Genomic DNA, 20161 nt, shown 5'->3' on the forward strand with positions numbered 1-20161 from the left:
GAGCACTCTAACTTAGTTTCTGCGTCGGGATCACGTCCTGGATAGCCCTGACCTTCCTGGAAAAAAGAACATCGCTCAGACGATGTGTCTGGGTGGAACTTCCTTCGCTTGGGGTTATAGTCCCCTACGGAGAATGATCTGAGTGACGTCAATATGAAAACGCTCACGGCCCTTTTCACCTGCCTGCTCGCCAGCGTCAGCGCGGCGACATTCTCCTGCGCCAATGCCGCGTCGCCTTCGCGAACCTACAAGACCAGCTTCGACTGTGCCAGCGCCAGAGCCCCTGTAGAAAAACTCATTTGCCGCGATCCACAACTGGCACAGATGGATGTTGAACTGACGCGTCTCTATCGCCTGGCGCTTACGGACGAACACTCCGTACCGTCTCCCGACAAAATCATCATCGACCAGCAGTTCTGGATCGACGCCCGCAACCAGTGTGGCACCGGTCCCGAGGGCAAGGCATGCACGATCCGCAGTTATGCCCAGCGTGCCTACCAGCTGCGTCAAGGTTCGGCCATTGTGCGAACCAAGGATCCAGACCGGCTTACCGAAGGCCCTCTTGTGTTTCGTTGCGCCGGGTTTAACGCACCGATTGCCGCGACTTTCTTTAATACGCAGCCGGGTGTCGTGTACCTGAAATGGGCGAACACCTCGGTCACGCTCAACCAGGTGCAAAGCTATTCAGGAACCCAATACACCGGCAAGGATGTCCTGGGGAACTACAGCTTCCGGCAAAACGAAAACGGGGTGTTTTTCCAGAAACCGGGCTCTGGAGAGATGAACTGTACGGCCGATCCGGTCGGCTGAAAGCTTTGGCTGTATCCGGCCTGCATCTGTCGCTCCAACCGCTCTGGGACCATGATCTTGCTCGCTTGAGCAGACGACCGCACATCGCATGCGCTTAAGTAATGCCTCAAATGTGTCGACAATACTGTTGATACACCCCGCACAAATCATTATATTCCGCCTCGATCACGAGAGAGTGTCGACAATCTGTGTCGCGGCTAGCTCAGAACAGCTTTTGTAGGAGCCGTTGCTCCAGCGGTTACGGTGGTCACCCTCGACTGCTGGGCAACTGCTCCTACTTTTATTTTTCGGACACAACCCGGGCGGTTTTTCGCCCAACACGCGGTATGACAGGAGAAACCCAGTGCTTGAGACCTACGTACAACAATTACAAGCACGTGCCGAGCAAGGGCTTCCACCCTTGGCGCTGAATGCCGAACAAACGGCAGGCCTGGTTGAGCTGCTGAAGACCCCTCCGGCTGGCGAAGAAGCTTTCCTCGTTGACCTGATCACCCATCGCGTTCCACCTGGCGTGGACGAAGCGGCCTATGTCAAGGCCGGCTTCCTGTCTGCCCTCGCCAAAGGCGAAGCCAAATCCCCCCTGATCGACAAGAAGCGCGCTGTAGAAATGCTCGGCACCATGCAGGGCGGCTACAACATCGTGACCCTGGTCAACCTGCTGGACGACGCCGAACTGGCGCCAGTGGCGGCCGAAGAACTCAAGCACACCCTGTTGATGTTCGACGCCTTCCACGACGTCGCTGAGCGTGCCAAGAACGGCAACGTTCATGCCAAAGGCGTACTGCAATCCTGGGCTGACGGCGAATGGTTCAAAAACCGCCCGGTACTGGCCGACAAGATCAGCCTGCGCGTGTTCAAGGTCACCGGCGAAACCAACACCGACGACCTGTCCCCAGCCCCGGACGCCTGGTCCCGCCCGGACATCCCGCTGCACGCCCTGGCCATGCTGAAAATGGCCCGCGACGGCATCGTGCCGGACGAGCAAGGCGTCACTGGTCCGATGAAGCAGATCGAGAAAATGCGCGGCCAAGGCTTCCCGATCGCTTACGTCGGTGACGTAGTGGGTACCGGTTCGTCGCGCAAATCGGCGACCAACTCGGTGCTGTGGTTCTTCGGCGACGACGTTCCGTTTGTGCCGAACAAGCGTGCCGGCGGTTTCTGCTTCGGCAACAAGATCGCCCCGATCTTCTACAACACCATGGAAGACGCCGGCGCCCTGCCGATAGAATTTGATGTGTCCAACATGCACATGGGCGACGTGATCGACCTGTACCCGCACGCGGGTAAAGTCTGCAAGCACGGTACCGACGAAGTCATCACCACCTTCGAAATGAAGACCCCTGTGCTGTTGGACGAAGTCCGTGCCGGTGGTCGTATCCCGCTGATCATTGGCCGCGGTCTGACCGAGAAGGCGCGTGCCGAGCTGGGCCTGCCGCCTTCGGCTCTGTTCAAGAAGCCTGAGGCGCCGGCAGAAAGCACCAAGGGTTATACCCTGGCGCAGAAAATGGTCGGCAAGGCGTGCGGCGTAGCCGGTGTACGTCCAGGCACCTACTGCGAACCGAAGATGACCACCGTGGGTTCTCAGGACACCACCGGTCCTATGACCCGTGACGAACTGAAAGACCTGGCGTGTCTGGGGTTCTCGACCGATCTGGTGATGCAGTCCTTCTGCCACACCGCCGCTTACCCCAAGCCTGTCGATGTCACGACTCACCACACCCTGCCGGACTTCATGCGCAACCGCGGTGGCGTGTCACTCAAACCGGGTGACGGCATCATCCACAGCTGGCTGAACCGCATGCTGCTGCCGGACACCGTCGGCACCGGTGGTGACTCGCACACCCGTTTCCCGATCGGTATTTCGTTTCCGGCCGGCTCCGGCCTGATCGCGTTCGCCGCGGCCACCGGCGTCATGCCGCTGGACATGCCGGAATCGGTGCTGGTGCGTTTCAAAGGCAAGATGCAACCGGGCATCACCCTGCGAGACCTGGTCCATTCGATCCCTTACTACGCCATCAAGGCCGGTCTGCTGACCGTGGAAAAGAAAGGCAAGGTCAACGCTTTTTCCGGCCGCATCCTGGAAATCGAAGGCCTGGACAACCTGACCGTCGAGCAAGCGTTCGAGCTGTCTGACGCTTCCGCTGAACGTTCGGCGGCCGGCTGCACCATCAAGCTCCCGGAAAAGGCGATTGCCGAGTACCTGACCTCCAACATCACCCTGCTGCGCTGGATGATCGGCGAAGGCTACGGCGACGCACGGACTCTGGAGCGCCGTGCTCAAGCGATGGAGGCCTGGCTGGCCAACCCTGAGCTGCTGGTGGCGGACAAAGATGCCGAGTACGCCGAAATCATCGAGATCGATCTGGCTGAAATCACTCAGCCGATTCTGTGCGCACCGAACGATCCGGACGATGCGCGTCTGCTGTCGACCGCTGAAGGTCAGAAGATCGACGAAGTGTTCATCGGTTCATGCATGACCAACATCGGTCACTTCCGCGCGGCCGGTAAGCTGCTGGAGCAGGTGGACGGTCAGCTGCCAACCCGTCTGTGGCTGTCGCCGCCGACCAAAATGGACGCGCACCAACTGACCGAAGAAGGTTACTACGGCATCTACAACAAGGCCGGCGCACGCTTGGAGATGCCAGGCTGCTCGCTGTGCATGGGTAACCAGGCACGTGTAGAGCCGAATTCGACTGTGGTGTCGACGTCGACCCGTAACTTCCCGAACCGTCTGGGTGACGGCGCGAACGTCTACCTGGCTTCGGCCGAGCTGGCGTCCGTGGCGTCCATCCTGGGTCGCCTGCCGACCGTCGAGGAGTACATGGAATACGCTGGCAAGATCGATAGCATGGCGGCCGATGTCTACCGCTACCTGTCCTTCGACCAGATCGCCGAGTTCCGTGAAGCGGCTGCGAACGCCAACATTCCGGTCGTTCAAGCCTAACGCTGCAACGCAATAGAAAACGCCGCCCATCGCGAGATGTGCGGCGTTTTTTATGCCTGCTGAATAGACATGCCCACCACAAAACCCTGTGGGAGCAAGCTCGCCCCCACAGGGTTTTGTGGTGGGCTGGAGATAGGTGCCATGCCACTCGTCAGCGCCTCAGCACCTTCCCCCGCCCGGCTCTTCCAACGTTTTATACCCCTTGCAGGAAGATTCGGATGATGAACAGAACAATCACTGCCCTCGCCGTCGCGAGCCTGTTGTCGACGGGCTCGTTTTTCGCCATGGCCGCCGAGAAGGCAGACGTTCCGCCAACCGCCATTCCCGGCGTCAACCAGGCCCAGGGCGCCGAATCCAATGAGCAGAAGGCCGACAAAAAGGGCGAGGAAGCCTCGGGTTCAAACTCCGGCGCCGATTCGCAGGCCACGGAAAAAGACGCCGCTACGTCGAGCGGTTCGAAGGGCGAAGAAAAGACCGAGTGAACTCAGTCAACGGAGGTACACGACATGCACAACGATGACGATGTGAATGAAGCAAACAACGCCCCTCCCACTGATGTGTCGGGCAAACCGGTCAACGTGGTCGAAAGGGACTTGCACGACACATCCAGTGAAACCGAGGGCATCGATGAGGCCATTACGCCCTCTTCCACTCGCGCCAAGGAGCAGGACGCTGAAAAGCTCAGCGATAAAATCGCGGAGATAGAACGCAAGGTGGCCGATGGTAATTAGCGACCTGGCGAAACGGGAGGTCGATGGCCGACCTCCCATCCCCCCTGTCGTTGTTCAGCGTCTGTCATCCGATAGCGGAGTTGGCTCATCCGCCTCCGGCATGTCCCTGTCCGGGTCTTCCCAGTCGTCAGGTCGCTGGTCGTCTGGCCGTGTCAGCGGATCATATCGACCCGGATCGTCAGGATTGGCCATCGGGTCGTCAGTAACTGGCTCCGGTCTGGATGGAACCGCGTCTTGCACCAGATTCTGGTCTTGTTGCTGGAAAGTCGAATCGTCGGACATACCCACCTCACCGATCAAGGGTCCGGATTCTCCGGGCCGTACAAATTGGAAGTGGACCGCGATGCAGCGTGCGTTCGAACAGACGAGTGGCTAGCCCTCGGCGCCAGTGGCCGGACCGGTTGCATCCTTGGCGGCGCAGCACAGCAAGATGTCGGACACGCGGATGATCGGAAGCGGGTCGCTCTGGCGACGTTCTTTAAGCCATTGGCGGCTGCGTCCAATATCCAGTTGCAGATTCAACAACATCATCAGGCTGAGCAGCTCCTGGGAAACACGTCCCTGGCCGCATTCAGGGCAATGAAATTCCTGCCCGACGCCTGCGCAGAGTGTGCGTGCAAAAGGATTTTCACAGATCAAACAAGACATAGTCGGTCTCCACCCAATGAAAAGTTGAGAGGCGCGAGCGTTGAAAGGTGTTCATCGCGGCCGACGAACGGCCCTGCCCTCTCAGCGGAGCAACGCCGAGATAGCGCGTTGCCCAATGCAGCACCACTGGCGGTGTTGTCGAACATGCACCACGTCGCTTCGCTGTCGGTGGTGGCTGTTCAATATTGCTGGCTCATTCGATCAATCTCCACGCACGAACATCGCCCATGGGCGGTCCTGTTCAGGGTTGAAGTGATCGCGTTTGCAGAGTTCGAATTGTTTTGCGAATAGCCGATGAGCAGCGCCCCGCGCCTTTCGATCAGCCCGATGGAACCTAAAGATTCAGCCCGTTCTCTATTGCAGGACCAGCAGATGGAGGAATTCACCATGATCGATCCAGCAACCGGCATGAGGGCGGGCGAGCGCTATAACGTCGAGTGCCTCGAGCGCACGCCGCATTTTCCCGGTTTCTTTCTCGATGGAAAGTATTACCTCGGACCTGAGTTGCAGACGGCGGTCGGCTGGGTTGAGGGACAACAGTTTCTGTATGACCAACTCGATCCGACGGGCGAACCGGTGTATCCCGGGCGTGTCGCCGGCACTATTGAAAACCTGACATTGGTTCTCGCCGATGGCACGCGCCTGAAACTGAACGAGATGGCATACGACGCCCCAAGATACCTGCCCACCGAAATGACTGACGACATTCTGAACACGTCCCCGTTGGCGCCCGCCAGGCCCATCCGACCTTCGCCGCTGCTGGTCATCGGCGCCGCACTGTTGATAGGCGGTTGCCTGCTCGCGATTAATCGTCTGGGCCATCGCCGGCCTGTGCGCTAGGTTCGCGGTCAATCATGGCGATTGCCCGCGAGCTCCCTTTATAGATACCAGCGATATTCCCGCGCACTGATTTCCTGCATGAACGCCAGGTGATCCTGACGTTTGTTCTCGCAATAAACGTCCACAAACTCCGCTCCCAGCCCTTCACGCAATTGCGGCTGATGCTGCATTGCGCGCACGGCTTCGAGCATTTCCTTAGGAAAGTCGACGCCACTGTTGCGGTCTTCGTTCAGCGGCAGAATCGGTTCCTTGCCGGACTCCAGCCCATGTTCCAATCCGACCAGAATCGCCGCCAATACCAAATAGGGGTTGGCATCGGCGCCGGCCAGGCGATGTTCGATGCGCAAGTTCTTCGAGTCTGACTCCGGAATGCGCAGGCACGCATCGCGGTCTTCAAACCCCCAGCTCGCTTGGGTGGCGATGTTGGTTGTGCCGCCCAGGCGTCGATAGGCGTTCTGGTTCGGGGCGAAAACCGGCATGCAATGCGGCAGCAATTCGAGGCAACCCGCCACTGCGTGACGTAACGATTGCTGCTGGTTGGCCGCCAAAATGTTATTCCCGGCCGCATCGTAAAGGCTGACATGCACATGCATGCCGCTGCCCGGATGCTGCAAGTAAGGCTTGGCCATGAAACTCGCACGGTATCCATGCTTGAGCGCCACGCCACGGCTGCTGCGACAGAACAGCGCTGCCCAGTCGGCGGCACGCAAGCCATCGTCCAGGTGGCCGAAATTGATTTCGAACTGACCCGGTCCGAGTTCAGCCGTGATCACCGTGCTGTCGATGCCCTGGGCCCGCGAGGTTTCGACCATGTCATCAAGTACCGGCGCAAAGCGCGACAGTCGTTCGATGTGCATGTTGGGTTGATCGTCGGCATCGTCCGTCAGGTCATCGCGGGGAAATTGCGGCAGTCCGTCGCGCAGCTTTTTATCGAACAGGTAGAACTCCAGCTCGAACGCCACCACCGGATGAATGCCTTTGCCGACAAGCCTGTCCAGGACCTGCGCCAGCACCTGGCGCGGTTCGAACACAATGGGTTTTGCAGTGCCGTCCGAGGTGATCAGCATTTGCCCCAGCGGTTGCGCTTCCCAGGTCACTGGCTTGAGCGTGCCCGGCACCAGCCGACGCACGGCATCCGGGTCACCATCGTTGAAGCAGTAGTCACCAATCTTGAACAACCCGCCTTGCACGCCCAGCAGCACACAGTTCTGCGGCAGTTTCAGCGCACTGCCGGCTGCGACCTTTTCCAGCATGTCCACCGGGTAGCGCTTGCCGTAGAAATGCCCGGGGATATCGAGGGAAATAAGGTCGACATAGCGCACGTCAGGGTACCGCTGGCGAAAAGCACGCACCTCGGCCAGCAGGTCAGAGCAGGTAGCATCCATCATTGTGGGTCCTTGTCTTGTTATCAGGTGTAAACCCAGAGCACTCGCGTGAGTTGCCCGGTGAGGTTGCCGTAGCGGCAACGGGTATGGCTGTCGAACTGAAAACTGTCGCCAGCCACCAAAGTCACAGGTTCTTCGTCGTCGCCCAGCCACAGCGTCAACTCGCCTTCGAGCACGTAGCCGCCCTGCTCAGAACTGTCAGTCATGTGCCGGTCGCCGCTGCTGGCTCCGGCTTCAAGATGACTTTCGAGCATGGAAAATGACGCGCGCATTTTTGGCGAAACCAGAATGTCGGTAATGCCATTGGCGTAGTACAGCGTGCGGCGTTCGTCCGGCCGCGTGACCCACGGCAACTCCTTGGGTTTTGGCAGGCTGTAAAAGTACGTGGTCGGTACGCCCAGGGTTTCGCTGATCGCCGTCAAGTCGGCCACGGTGGGCCGTGACAGGCCGCGTTCGACCTGCGAAAGAAAGCCGACGGAGCGGCCGATTCTGTCGGCCAGTTCCTTCAAGGTGTATTTCTTGTGCTTGCGCAAATCGTGAATCAGGATCGCCAGCGCAGCGATTTCTTCTTGCTTGTTCATGCCTGGAATTCCGTTAGATGACTCATCAGATACTGTCGCGCAGTCGATACCAGGCTTTGCCGATGGCTTCCAGTGGTGCGGCGAGGTATTTGCCGCCGGGAAAACTGCCGTTGTTCAGGCCCTGATACAAGGACAACTCATCGTCCTGGCCCAGAATGGCGTCGGACACCGCACGGGCCGCGGCCAGTGTCGGCAGCACGCCATGCCCGGAATAGCCTTGCAGCCAATAGCGATCACCGGACCGGCCAACGTCGGGCGTTCGCTTAAGCGTCAGGTCGATGTGCCCGCCCCAAGCGAACTCCAGTTCCACGCCTTTGAGCTGCGGGAACACCCGTTCCAGGAACGGTCGAGTGGCACCGGCAATGTCCTTTGGCATGCCGCCCAGATAGGTGCAGCCGCCGCCGAACAGCAATCGGTTGTCGGGTGTGCGACGGAAGTAGTCGAGGACAAACTGGTTGTCGGTGACGCAGACATTACTTGGCAGCAGCGCAGTGGCTTGCTCCGGCGTCAGGGGCACAGTCGCCACTTGATACGTCCCGACAGGCAATACGCAACTGGCCAGTTGTGGGTCGAGCCGATCGAGATAGGCATTGCAGGCCAGTACTAGAACGTCGGCGCGAATCGCCCCGCGCTCAGTGTTCACCACGAAGTGGCCACCCTCCTCGCGATAACTCAGCGCTTTGCTTTGTTCATGGATTCGGCCACCCGCACGTTCGATGGCGGCGGCCAGGCCGATGGCCAGTTTCAGAGGGTTCAAATGAGCGCCCTCCGGGTCGTACAACCCTGCCTGATAGCGCTCGCTGGCGATCCATTCCGGCAACTGTTCACGGCTGATGAGCTGCAAACCGTGGTGCCCCCACTTATGACTGGCCTCGCGCTGCCACTCGGTCAGCAGGCCGACACGTCGTGGCATCACGGAGGTCCACAGATGGCCGGCGCGATAATCACAATCGAAGCCGTGGCGAGCCGGCAATTCACGCAGTTCCTGCGCCGCCCAGCGCATGCCGTCCCACAACCTCCGTGCACGCTCGTAACCGAGCGCGGCTTCCAGTGGTGGCATGTCACATGACCAGCCAAGAATGGCCTGCCCACCATTTCGACCCGAGGCGGCCCACGCCACGCGACTGGCTTCCAGCAGAGTCACGCGTTTGCCGGCCAGCGCCAGACGCAACGCGGTGTGCAGGCCACTGAAACCGGCGCCGATAATCAGGATGTCGGTGTCGTGTTCACCGGCGAGTGCGGGCCGAGTGGTCAGGCGATCCGCGCAGCTGTGGGCGTAGTAGCTGGCGACATGCTGCGTGGACTGCTGGAACATACAAGCCTCATGAAATTATGTTTTTATAATTTCATGAAAAACTACAGGATTAATTTCATATGGGCAACCAGCGTAATTTTTCTGTGCCTAGGCGTAATCAAACAACCGCTTCATGTACTCGCCCAGTGCCATGACGGTGCCATGACGGTGCCTGGAGAGATGATGTCGTCGTACTGAGGCCCCAGGTATGCGAACGGGGCCACAAGGGCCCCGGCGCTGATGGCCGTGACGACGTTGAAAGGCGGACGCGAACCGTGCAACGTCCATCCCGCGATAATCCCCGCCGCAAAGGTACCGGCGTCACCGCCGTCGGAAATCGCCAGCATGTTGGCCAGTGGCAGGGTGTCATTCGGCTGCCCTGCCCTGGCCAGCGCTTGTGCCTCTCGCAGGTTGGACTGGTGCACATCCCGAATCAGCGGCGCGAGGTCCCGGTCCAGCCAGTAACGCCCCTCGGGAATGCCGGGCACGACCGCCAGTTCCGTCAAGGTCGGCGGCACGTCAGCCCGGCGTTGCAGGCACGCCTGGCGCAACATGTTTCACGTTGACGCACAGGGTCTGGGCAGGAATGGTTTCAACACGCCTCCTCATGACCCGAGGACGTCAGACACCCTCTGGTCGATCCTGAACCCACTGCCAGAATAATTGGTAACCCACCGCCAGCACGACCGGCCCGATGAACAGCCCGAGGATGCCGCTGGTGACCATGCCGCCCAATGCGCCAATCAACACGACCGGCATCGGCACATCCACACCCCGTCCAAGCAACAGCGGTTTGAGGACGTTGTCCACCAGACCCGCAACGAACACAAAGACCGAGAAGATAATGGTCCTCGTGTTGGGCCCTTCAGTGGCCATGACATAGGCGATCACCGGCAGCGTAATCAGCGTGGCCGGCAACTGCATGATGCCCAGCAGCAATACGCCGATGGCCAGCAGACCGGCGCCGGGGATGCCTTTGAGCACAAAGCCGATCCCCACCAGCATCATCTGGATAAACGCGATACCGACCACACCGAGCGCAACGGCACGGATGGTCGCCGTGCACAGCTCGGCGATCTGCGCGCCCTTGTCCGGACCGCTGATGCGCGATGCGATATCCACCGCACAACGGCTGCCGGCTTCACCATGGGCCATGAAAATACCGGCGATGATCAGGGCAACAATGAACATCAGCAAACCTGCCCCGACGCCAGCAATTTTGGCCAACACGCCCAGCGTAACGCCTTTTATTTGCGGCAGGTATTTCACCATCAGGTCGGGCAGATCGGTTGAGGCCTGCAGCCATATCGCCGAGATCGATTTACCCACCAGCGGCCAGGTGGCGATCGTATCCGGTGGCGGCGGGATATGGAAACTGCCCTCCTTCACCAGGTCGACGACCTTGGCCACCGACTCCGCAATCGAGGTCCCCAACAGATAAACCGGCACCACCAGAATCGCGATGGAAATCACTGTAATTACGGTTGCAGCACGCCCCTCGCTACGCCCCATCGAGCGCATGAGTCGAAGTTGCAACGGATAGAGGGTGATTGCGAGGATGACCGACCACAGCATCAGGTCGCGAAAGGGTCGGAAAATTTCGAAGCAGAACAGCACCAGAACAACAATCAACCCGGCACGAATCAGGACATCAAGCATGCTGCGGGTCAACGATTTCTCGGACAGAGGTAAGGGCACCATGGATGTCTCCTTGCTGATAGCTGCAAAGAACAGTTGGGGAACGGTTAGGCCAGCATAGACGCTGATTTCACAGTGCGACATCCACAATGTGCGCTGTATCGCTATGCTGCGAAAAAAACTGCAAAAACAGCACATGGACTCAATATCCGCCGCTGAATCCACGCAACCATGGCGTCCTCACTCACCCCGTAAGGACCTCATCATGGCCATTGCAAAAGCAGCTCCCGGCAAAACCCTGCTGACCCCCACCGACCACACACTGATCATGATCGACCATCAATCGCAGATGTCGTTTGCGACCAAGTCGATCGATGCCGTGACCCTGCGCAACAACGCCGCGCTCGTGGCCAAGGCGGCCCGCGGCTTCAAAGTCTCGACCATTCTCACTACCGTGGCCGAAAAGAGCTTTTCGGGGCCGATCTTTGACGAAATAAAATCGGTGTTCCCGGAACACAACGTGATCGACCGTACCAGCATGAACACCTGGGAAGACGAGCGCATCGCCGTTGAAGTCAACAAGTTCGGCAAGCAGAAAATCGTCCTCGCCGGCCTCTGGACCTCCGTGTGCATCGTCGGCCCGGCGTTGTCGGCCATCGACCAGGGTTTCGAGGTGTACGTGATCGCCGATGCCTGCGGCGACGTCACCACCGAAGCCCACGAAATGGCCATGCAGCGCATGATCCAGATCGGCGCGCGCCCGATGACGTCCCTGCAATACCTGCTCGAATTGCAACGTGACTGGGCGCGCAGCGAAACCTACGATGAAACAGTCAAAACCTCGATCGCCAACGGCGGTGCCTACGGTCTGGGCCTGATCTATGCCAAGAGCATGTTCGGTGCCTCGGAAGCCCATTAAGCCCGAATCAGCGACTCCGTACGTGCGGAGTCGCTGCCCGGTGGTGATTGATCGATGACGTTTTCCAAGTGCAAACCCGGTCTGCCTTTCTGGTTATCGGTGATAGTCGCCAGCACGACCGTAACGGCGCACGCGGATGAAGCGGCGCAAACCGGGCAAGGGTTCCTCGACGGAGCGACGCTGAATGTGCTCAGCCGCAACTTCTACCTCAACAGTGATTACCGATCCCCTTCACCGTCCGGCAAAAGCTACAAGGCGGAATGGGCGCAAGGCTTCATTGGCGCTTTCGAGTCAGGATTTACCTCCGGCATCCTCGGATTTGGCCTCGATAGCCACGCCTTTTTGGGCGTGAAGCTCGACAGTGGCAAGGGTCGTTCCGGCACCGGGTTGCTGCCGGTGGACAATGACGGCCGCAGTGAGGACAGCTATTCCAGCGCTGGCGGCGCGCTGAAAATCAAGGCCTCGAAAACCACCGTGGCGTACGGCGAAATGATGGTCGAAACACCCGTGTTTGATACTGCCGACAAACGCCTGCAACCGGAATACGCCACGGGGTTTCTGCTGAACAGCCGCGAAATCGATGGCATGAATGTGCAGGCCGGGCACTTCACGGCGTTCAAGAATCAGGACAGTTCATCGAGTAAAGGCAATTTTTCCGGTTACGGCGCCAACACCGACGCTGGCGGCATTTCGTTTGTCGGCGCCGACCTGTTCACCCAAAGCCCCGTCGGCGGTGCACTCTACGCCTCGACATTGACCGACACTTGGCATCAATACTACGGCAATGTGCACGTAAAGCAGTCCGGGGTGTTCGTCGATGCCAACCTCTACCACACGCGGGACACGGGCGAGGCACTGGCCGGTGCCATCGACAACACCGCGTTCAGCCTGTCAGGCAAATACACCGTCAATGCCCACGGTTTCACCCTGGCCTATCAGAAAGTCAACGGCGACACCCCGTTCGACTTCGTCGGTGGCGACTCCATCTACCTGGCCAACTCGATCAAGTACGCCGACTTCAACGGCGCCCACGAACAATCCTGGCAAGTGCGCTACGACCTCGACCTGAGCTCCTTCGGCGTTCCCGGCCTGGCCTTCATGTCGCGTTACGTCAAAGGCACTCAGATCGACGGAACCCATGCGCCCCAAGGTGGCGCCTACAACCCGTTCGACCCAGCGACCGGCACCTTCGTACCGCAACAAGGCGACGGCGGACGGCATTGGGAACGCGACATCGATGTGCGCTACATCGTGCAATCGGGGGCGGCCAAGGACTTGTCGCTGCAACTGTCCCATGTGTCGCACCGTGCCAATGCGGCGCAGGCAGGCGATGACATCGACCGGGTCTATGTGGTGATCCAGTACCCGTTGAACTTCGGGCCTTTTTGATCGGGAAATTGGCGGAAGTACGAAACGCGAAACATCAACGCAGTTTCAGTGGGTCGACCATCTCCGCCGCGATCGCCATGCCCACCAGGTCCGGCAAGGTATTGGCTTGCATGCGTTTCATCACACGCGAGCGGTACAGGTCGACGGTTTTTGCGCTGACGCCCAGTTGCTCCGCTATTTCGCGGGTGGTGTAACCCTGAACCAGCGGCAGCAAGACATCGCGCTCACGTGGGGTCAGCGTCAGCAACCGCGCCTGCAACGCATCGTGACCCTGGCTGCCGGAGCGGTTGGCCGCGCAGTTGCTGAGCGCCTGTTGCACGCTGTCCAGCAGTAACTGCTCGTTGTAGGGTTTCTCGATGAAGTCATGGGCACCGGCCTTGAAAGCGCGAACCACGATCGGTACATCGGCGTGCCCGCTGACAAAGATGATCGGCAGATTCAGTTCACGTGCGCGCATTTCCTCCTGCACGTTCAGCCCGCCCATGCCGGGCATGCGAACATCGAGCAGCACGCAGGCATCGAGCGTGGCATCACAAGCATTGAGAAACGCCACACCACTGGTAAACGGCAAGGCCTTGAGCCCGACCGATTCCAACAACCAGACGGTTGAATCAAGCATGCCCTGGTCATCGTCGACCACATACACCACGTGCTCCGTCACACCTGCCATTACGTTATTCCTGTTGTTGTTTTGTTGGGGCGGCCAGCGGCAGACGGCAGCACATCAGCAGCCCGACCGGTTGGCGCAGGGCCAGTAATTCGCCACCGAAACCTTCGATGATGCTGCGGCTCATGGACAAACCAAGTCCCAGGCCATCAGCCTTGCTGGTATAGAACGGGGTAAATATCTGCTCCAGTTCCGGCTCGCTGACGCCCGGTCCCTGGTCTTGCACACTGATTTCCACGGTTGCACTAGCGCCCTGCCCTGCGGCCATCACAATCAGTGACGGCTGCCCCGGATGTTGTTCGCGGTTGGCGTCAATGGCATTGCGCAACAGATTGAGCAGGACCTGCTCCAGCAACACCCGGTCGGCATATACGGGCGGCAGATTATCCGGCAGGCAATCCTCGATTGTCACTTGGCAATTGCTCGCCTCCCAAGCACACAAACGCACGGCCTCGCGGGCGACGTCGGTGAAGTTCAGGGCTTGCATGCGGCGCTGGCCCTTGCGCAGAAACGCCCGTAGACGGCTGATCACTTGCGAGGCATGGGTGGCATGCTGGGTTATGCGCTGCAGCCCCTGTGCCACTCGTTCGGCGGCCTGAGGATTGGAATCCAGGGTCTGTAAATAGCGCTGGCTGGCATTCGCATAATTGACCACCGCCGCCAGCGGCTGGTTGATTTCGTGGGCGATGCCCGAGGCCAATTCCCCCAGGGTGACCAGCCGCGCGGTGTGCGCCAGTTCGTCCTGATGACGGCGCTGTTGCACCTCACGAAGTTCACGTTCGGTCATGTCCCGCGCCACTAAGGAGTAATAACGCTCGGCGCCGGCCGAACGATGCGCCAACAGCACCAGCGATACCGGCACTGAAGTGCCGCCTCCCGGTGGCTGCAATCGCGCATCGGTGCTCCAGACACCGTCGCGTTCGGCGCTGCTCCAGCCATCGCGCTGCAGACGTGCCAGGTCAGCGCTGGCGAACAATTGCGCCAGGGCTGGCATCGGTTGCTGCTCGCCGATCCCGAGGGTGCGTCGCGCCGCTGGATTGAGGTAAGTGACTTGCCCCTCGGGGTCGATGAACAACACCGGATCGGTGTTGGCTTCGACGACCTCCGCCAGGCGCCGCTTGTTCTCCTCGGCTTGCACCCGGGCGGTAATGTCCCGGGACACGCTGACCACTTCGACCACTGCACCGGTGTAGGTTTCACGAATCGCCCGGCTCGCGGTTTCGAACCACAGGTAATGCCCGTCTCGATGGCGAATGCGATAGGTCATCGTGTGATAACCGTCCTGCTCCAGGGCATCCCGCGCGCGCTGCACCAGGCTGGCCAGGTCCTGACCATGGAACAGGCCCTGGGCCATTTGCCCGCGCAACTCTTCCGGCCAGTAACCGAGCAAGGTCCAGGACGCGGGCGAAGCATCCAGAAAGCGCCCGTCTGGAGTGTGTCGGGAAATCAGGTCGGTGGTGTTCTCGATGATCAACCGATACAGCCGTCGTGCCGTGGCCGCTTCACGTTCGGCCAACACCTGGAGGGTGGCGTCACGGCAACGGGCGAGCACGCGGTTGTCCTGCGGATCGGGGATGAACGTCCAGATCAGAATCTGTGTTTCGAACTGCGCCTCAACCCCTTCGATGGCACGCTTCTGGTCCAGGCAGGCGCGTACCAGCACGCGGTGATTGACCGGCAAAAAGCCCAGCACATCGGTCAGCGGTTTTTCGGCGAGCAACGCCAGCAACGCTCCATTGAACTCCAGCGGCCGGCCCTGCGCGTCGAGCAACAGACTCGGTTGCGGATCATGACCCAGCAGTGGTGAACCGCGCAGCATACCGTTGACGCTACTCAGCAAGGTCGTCAGCAAATCCTGGACCCAACCCAGCCAACCTAGGCTCACGCCGTCGCACACCTCCACCAGCAACAACCCCGGCAGCCCCGGTTGCAAGGCCAGATCAAACACCTGGCCATGGCTGATAGCGGCCCGACGCAATCGACCGGACAACCAGCAATCGAGTTGCCGCACTTGCGCCAGATCGAGTCGCCCCGCTTCGACCAGCCGATCAAACAACAACTGATCGCTGGCCAGCGAAGGGTCGCCCAGCCCCGGTGGAAAGTGCTGGGCAGCACCCTCATGGCTGTAAATCCGGGCATTGGGTTGCCAACTCAAATAAACCGCGCGGCGCACCTCGGGACATTCCTGCAAGGCACGACACAACGCATCAGCCCGGGCGGCCAGAGACACACCCTCGCGCTGCAGGCGCAACCAGCTGTGCAATCGAACGGGAGTCAGGGTCATCACAGGTCCGCTTCGTTGGGGAAGCCAAGGATATACCGGCCTTGGCGGTAAGACTGTATTGATTTAGAACGGCCGGAATCAAATATAGTACATATCCTATATGACGTAGGTTGTACTTCCATATCTGTGGCTGAATGTTATATAAAGCAGATCGGACATAAAAGATGCCCTCAGCGGCGACGCTGCAAGGACATCTATAGAGCTAACAATCAGCCACCGAGTACCCGCACATGTCGATCTATGAACAAGGGCTAGGCCCTGCGGCTGTCAACCATATTGCGTTGTCTCCGCTCAGCTTCATCGAGCGCACCGCCAGCGTTTATCCGGACTACCCCGCCGTCATCCATGGCTCTATCCGCCGCACCTGGGCGCAGACCTACACCCGCTGCCGCCGCTTGGCCTCGGCATTGGCCGGTCGCGGCATCGGCAAGAACGACACGGTGGCGGTGATGCTGCCCAACATCCCCGAGATGCTTGAAGTGCACTTCGGCGTGCCGATGATTGGCGCGGTGCTCAACCCGCTCAACGTGCGTCTGGATGCCGAAGCCATCGCCTTCATGCTGCAGCATGGCGAAGCCAAGGTGCTGATTACCGACCGCGAGTTCCATGATGTGATTCACGCGGCGATTGGGATGCTGGATCACCCGCCGCTGGTCATCGACGTCAATGATCCGGAATACGGCGAAGGCAAGGCGGTCAGCGATCTGGATTATGAAGCGCTGTTGGCCGAAGGCGATCCAGCCTTTGCCTGGCAGTGGCCGGCGAACGAATGGCAAGCCATCTCGCTGAATTACACCTCAGGCACCACCGGCAACCCAAAAGGCGTGGTTTACCACCATCGCGGCGCGTACCTGAACTCGTTGGGCAACCAGATGACCTGGGCCATGGGCAACCACCCGGTGTACCTCTGGACCCTGCCGATGTTCCATTGCAACGGTTGGTGCTACCCGTGGATCATCACGGCCATGGCCGGTGTACATGTGTTCCTGCGCCGTGTCGATCCGCAGAAAATTCTCACGCTGATCCGCGAGCATCAGGTCACCCATCTGTGCGCTGCACCGATCGTGCTCAACGCCTTGGTCAACATGCCGGAGTCGGCCAAAGCGGCGATCGATCACCCGGTCAACGCTATGGTCGCCGGTGCCGCGCCACCGGCCAAAGTGATCGGTGCCGTGGAAGAAATGGGCATAAAGGTCACCCACGTGTATGGCCTGACCGAAACCTATGGTCCGGTGACGCTCTGCGCCTGGCATGCCGAATGGGATGAGTTGCCGCTGGACGAACGGGCGCAAATCAAATCCCGTCAGGGCGTGCGCTACCCGACGCTCGAAGGCGTGATGGTTGGCGATTCGAAGACGCTGGAGCCGACCCCGCGAGATGGCCAGACCATCGGTGAGATCTTCATGCGCGGCAACACCGTGATGAAGGGCTACCTGAAAAACCCGACCGCTACGGCTGAAGCGTTCGAAGGCGGCTGGTTCCACACCGGCGACCTGGCGGTGTGTCATCCCAACGGTTATGTCGAGATCAAGGACCGACTCAAGGACATCATCATTTCCGGCGGCGAGAACATTTCCACCATCGAACTGGAAGGTGTGCTCTATCGCCATCCGGGTGTGATGGAAGCCGCCGTCGTCGCCCGTCCCGATGAAAAGTGGGGCGAAACGCCCTGCGCCTTTATCACGTTGAAGGCTGATCACCAGGACGTTCGCGAGGCCGACATCATCAGTTTCTGCCGCGAGCATCTGGCCGGTTTCAAAGTGCCGCGCACGGTGGTTTTCACCCTGCTGCCGAAGACTTCAACCGGCAAGATCCAGAAGTACGTGCTGCGCGACAGGGCCAAGGCGCTCTAACCCGAACCAACGTTGTACCCGTCAAGCGGCCGGTGTATTTACCGGCCGCTTCGGGCTCGTGCGGGCCGGATTCGGCGCTGCCCTGCCCTTAATGCCAAAAGCATCGATAACAATAACAAGGTGGAGCCACCCATGATCGACATCCATTCAACCGATACCCAACGCTGCGAACGCATTCGGTCCAATCCGAAATTCCTTCAATTGGTGAGCAGCCGTTCGCGCCTGGCCTGGTCGCTGAGTGCTGCGGTGCTGGGCACTTACTACGCGTTCATGCTGGTGGTGGCGTTTGCCCCGCAGTGGCTGCATGCGCCGCTCGCCGAGCATCGGATGTTGACCCTGGGCATGCCGGTTGGCGCGGCGATCATCATTTTTTCCTGGCTACTGACCGGTTGGTACGTCTACAGAGCCAACACGCGTTTCGATGCACTGGGTGCCGCCATTCTCGAGGAGAGCAAGTAATGACTCTTCTGCGTAAACTTCTCCTTGCCGCTGCCGGGCTATTGCCGGCCTCCGTCGTGCTGGCTGCACCCGCGCTGGGTGCGGTGGAAAAACAACCCCTCAACCTGCATGCGATCGGCATGTTCTTCGTCTTCGTGCTGGGCACGCTGGCCATCACCTGGTGGGCCGCGCGACAAACCAAATCCACGTCTGACTTCTACACCGCAGGCGGTGGCATTACCGGGTTCCAGAACGGCTTGGCAATTGCCGGTGACTACATGTCCGCCGCCACGCTGCTGGGGCTGTCCAGCCTGGTGTTCGCCAAGGGCTACGACGGCTTCATCTATACCATCGGTTTCTTCGTCGGCTGGCCGATCATCACCTTCCTGATGGCCGAGCGCTTGCGCAATCTGGGGCGCTACACCTTTGCCGACATCGTGTCCTATCGACTGGACCAGAACAAAGTGCGGATCTTCGCCGCGTTTGGTTCGTTGACGGTGGTGTGCTGCTACCTGATTGTGCAGATGGTCGGTGCCGGTCAGTTGATCAAATTGCTGTTCGGCCTCGACTACCCGGTTGCCGTGGTAATCGTCGGCGCGTTGATGCTGGTGTACGTGATTTTCGGCGGCATGATCGCCACCACCTGGGTGCAGATCATCAAGGCTGTGTTGCTGCTTGCTGGCGGCACGACCCTGGCGTTCATGGCCATGTCGCAGTTCGGCTTCAGCTACGAAACCCTGGCCACCAAAGCCGTCGAAGCCCACGCCAGCGGCTGGAACATCATGGGCCCTGGCTCAATGCTCGCCGACCCGATCAACACCGCTTCGATGTCGCTGGGCCTGGTGTTCGGGATTGCCGGTCTGCCGCACATCCTGATGCGTTTCTTCACCGTGCCTAACGCCAAGGAAGCGCGTAAGTCGGTGTTCTACGCCACCGGTTTCATCGGCTTCTTCTTCCTTGTTGTCTGCACCCTGGGTTTTGCCGCGATGGTCATCATCGGCACTGACCCGCAGTACTACGTCAACGGTGAAGTCGGCGGCGCCTTGATTGGCGGCGGCAACATGGTCGCCATGCACCTGGCCAAAGCCGTGGGCGGCAACCTGTTCTTCGGTTTCCTCTCGGCCGTGGCCTTCGCCACTATTCTGGCGGTGGTCTCCGGTCTGGCCCTGGCCGGTGCTTCGGCGATATCCCACGATCTCTATGCCACGGTGTTCAAGAAAGGCAAAGCCAGTCAGAAACAGGAAATGCGCGTCACCCGCATGGCCACTGTCGGACTGGGCATCATCGCGATTCTGCTGGGCATTCTGTTCGAGAAGATGAACGTCGCGTTCCTGGTGGGCCTGACCTTCGGCATCGCTGCGTCGACCAACTTCCCGGTGCTGATCATGGCCATGTACTGGAAAGGCCTGACCACCAAAGGCGCAATCACCGGCGGTTTCGCCGGCCTGATCTGTGCGCTGGTGTTGGTGATCCTCTCGCCAGCCGTCTGGGTCACCGTGCTCGGCCATGCTCATGCGATCTTCCCCTATGACCACCCGGCGCTGTTCTCCATGCCGCTGGCATTCTTCGTGATCGTCGTGGTGTCGAAACTCGACCGCAGCGTGCGCGCCGACAAGGAACGCGACGCTTACGCCGACCAGTTCGTTCGCGCCCAGACCGGCCTCGGTGCCGCCAGCGCTTCCGCCCATTGATAGAAAGGGCTCGGCCTGCTCCAGCGGCGCCGTGCCCATCGCACAACCT

At 59.9% G+C, this 20161-nt stretch carries 17 protein-coding genes and 1 pseudogene; 10 read left to right on the forward strand and 8 right to left on the reverse strand.

All coding sequences use genetic code 11. The features are described from left to right. The first annotated feature begins 153 nt into the window (after nt 1-153). From J2X66_RS11500 to J2X66_RS11515, 4 genes are all read left to right on the forward strand, one after another. The gene (locus J2X66_RS11500) at nt 154-810 is read left to right on the forward strand and encodes an MliC family protein (RefSeq protein ID WP_310264232.1); all 657 of its coding nucleotides are present in this window, start codon (nt 154-156) and stop codon (nt 808-810) included. 343 nt (nt 811-1153) lie between these two features. Next, the gene (gene acnB, locus J2X66_RS11505) at nt 1154-3754 is read left to right on the forward strand and encodes a bifunctional aconitate hydratase 2/2-methylisocitrate dehydratase (RefSeq protein WP_310264233.1); all 2601 of its coding nucleotides are present in this window, start codon (nt 1154-1156) and stop codon (nt 3752-3754) included. Between the two features lie 221 nt (nt 3755-3975). Continuing rightward, a complete protein-coding gene (locus J2X66_RS11510) occupies nt 3976-4236 on the forward strand; it encodes a hypothetical protein (RefSeq protein WP_310265244.1) in 261 nt (86 codons plus the stop codon). Between the two features lie 24 nt (nt 4237-4260). After that, nucleotides 4261-4485 carry a hypothetical protein gene (locus tag J2X66_RS11515; protein ID WP_310264235.1) on the forward strand — a complete coding sequence of 75 codons (225 nt, stop codon included), beginning with the start codon at nt 4261-4263 and terminating at the stop codon, nt 4483-4485. Nucleotides 4486-4857: 372 nt separating this feature from the next. Here J2X66_RS11515 and J2X66_RS11520 read toward each other — a convergent pair whose 3' ends face one another. Next, complete coding sequence (locus J2X66_RS11520; RefSeq protein WP_310264237.1) at nt 4858-5133, reverse strand: hypothetical protein; 276 nt, start codon at nt 5131-5133, stop codon at nt 4858-4860. A 387-nt stretch (nt 5134-5520) separates the two neighbouring features. Here J2X66_RS11520 and J2X66_RS11525 point away from each other — a divergent pair, with 387 nt between their 5' ends. Next, entirely contained in the window at nt 5521-5973 is a 453-nt protein-coding gene (locus tag J2X66_RS11525) for a short chain dehydrogenase (protein ID WP_405046776.1), read from the forward strand. A 38-nt stretch (nt 5974-6011) separates the two neighbouring features. Here J2X66_RS11525 and J2X66_RS11530 read toward each other — a convergent pair whose 3' ends face one another. The 5 genes and pseudogenes from J2X66_RS11530 to J2X66_RS11550 form a co-directional block, all read right to left on the reverse strand. Continuing rightward, the gene (locus J2X66_RS11530) at nt 6012-7358 is read right to left on the reverse strand and encodes a glutamine synthetase family protein (RefSeq protein ID WP_310265247.1); all 1347 of its coding nucleotides are present in this window, start codon (nt 7356-7358) and stop codon (nt 6012-6014) included. Nucleotides 7359-7381: 23 nt separating this feature from the next. Then, nucleotides 7382-7939, reverse strand: a complete 558-nt coding sequence (locus tag J2X66_RS11535; RefSeq protein WP_310264240.1) for a cupin domain-containing protein — start codon at nt 7937-7939, stop codon at nt 7382-7384. A 25-nt stretch (nt 7940-7964) separates the two neighbouring features. Continuing rightward, on the reverse strand, nt 7965-9254 hold the full coding sequence (locus tag J2X66_RS11540; protein WP_310264242.1) for an FAD-binding oxidoreductase: 1290 nt from the start codon (nt 9252-9254) through the stop codon (nt 7965-7967). 158 nt (nt 9255-9412) lie between these two features. Next, a pseudogene (locus J2X66_RS11545) lies at nt 9413-9787 on the reverse strand (patatin family protein); the annotation flags it as partial. A gap of 67 nt (nt 9788-9854) precedes the next feature. After that, nucleotides 9855-10934, reverse strand: coding sequence for an AI-2E family transporter (locus J2X66_RS11550; protein WP_310264244.1), 1080 nt, complete (start codon nt 10932-10934; stop codon nt 9855-9857). A 202-nt stretch (nt 10935-11136) separates the two neighbouring features. On the opposite strand from J2X66_RS11550, the gene J2X66_RS11555 reads away from it, so the two are divergent. After that, nucleotides 11137-11790, forward strand: a complete 654-nt coding sequence (locus J2X66_RS11555) for a hydrolase (RefSeq protein WP_310264246.1) — start codon at nt 11137-11139, stop codon at nt 11788-11790. Nucleotides 11791-11844: 54 nt separating this feature from the next. Continuing rightward, entirely contained in the window at nt 11845-13179 is a 1335-nt protein-coding gene (locus tag J2X66_RS11560) for an OprD family porin (protein WP_310264249.1), read from the forward strand. Nucleotides 13180-13213: 34 nt separating this feature from the next. Here the strand turns inward: J2X66_RS11560 and J2X66_RS11565 are convergent, their stop codons facing one another. Both J2X66_RS11565 and J2X66_RS11570 read right to left on the reverse strand, forming a co-directional pair. Beyond that, nucleotides 13214-13849, reverse strand: a complete 636-nt coding sequence (locus J2X66_RS11565; RefSeq protein ID WP_310264250.1) for a response regulator transcription factor — start codon at nt 13847-13849, stop codon at nt 13214-13216. A 4-nt stretch (nt 13850-13853) separates the two neighbouring features. Next, entirely contained in the window at nt 13854-16130 is a 2277-nt protein-coding gene (locus J2X66_RS11570) for a PAS domain S-box protein (RefSeq protein WP_310264252.1), read from the reverse strand. 230 nt (nt 16131-16360) lie between these two features. Between J2X66_RS11570 and J2X66_RS11575 the strand changes: the two genes are divergently transcribed. From J2X66_RS11575 to J2X66_RS11585, 3 genes are all read left to right on the forward strand, one after another. Continuing rightward, entirely contained in the window at nt 16361-17983 is a 1623-nt protein-coding gene (locus tag J2X66_RS11575; RefSeq protein WP_310264254.1) for an acyl-CoA synthetase, read from the forward strand. A 132-nt stretch (nt 17984-18115) separates the two neighbouring features. Beyond that, a complete protein-coding gene (locus J2X66_RS11580) occupies nt 18116-18442 on the forward strand; it encodes a DUF485 domain-containing protein (protein ID WP_050482769.1) in 327 nt (108 codons plus the stop codon). Then, complete coding sequence (locus J2X66_RS11585; protein WP_027923180.1) at nt 18442-20112, forward strand: cation acetate symporter; 1671 nt, start codon at nt 18442-18444, stop codon at nt 20110-20112. The genes J2X66_RS11580 and J2X66_RS11585 overlap by 1 nt, the downstream gene beginning before the upstream one ends. The last annotated feature ends 49 nt before the right edge of the window (nt 20113-20161 follow it).

The sequence above is a fragment of the Pseudomonas sp. 3296 genome, from assembly GCF_031456615.1.
Taxonomy (GTDB): domain Bacteria; phylum Pseudomonadota; class Gammaproteobacteria; order Pseudomonadales; family Pseudomonadaceae; genus Aquipseudomonas; species Aquipseudomonas mucoides.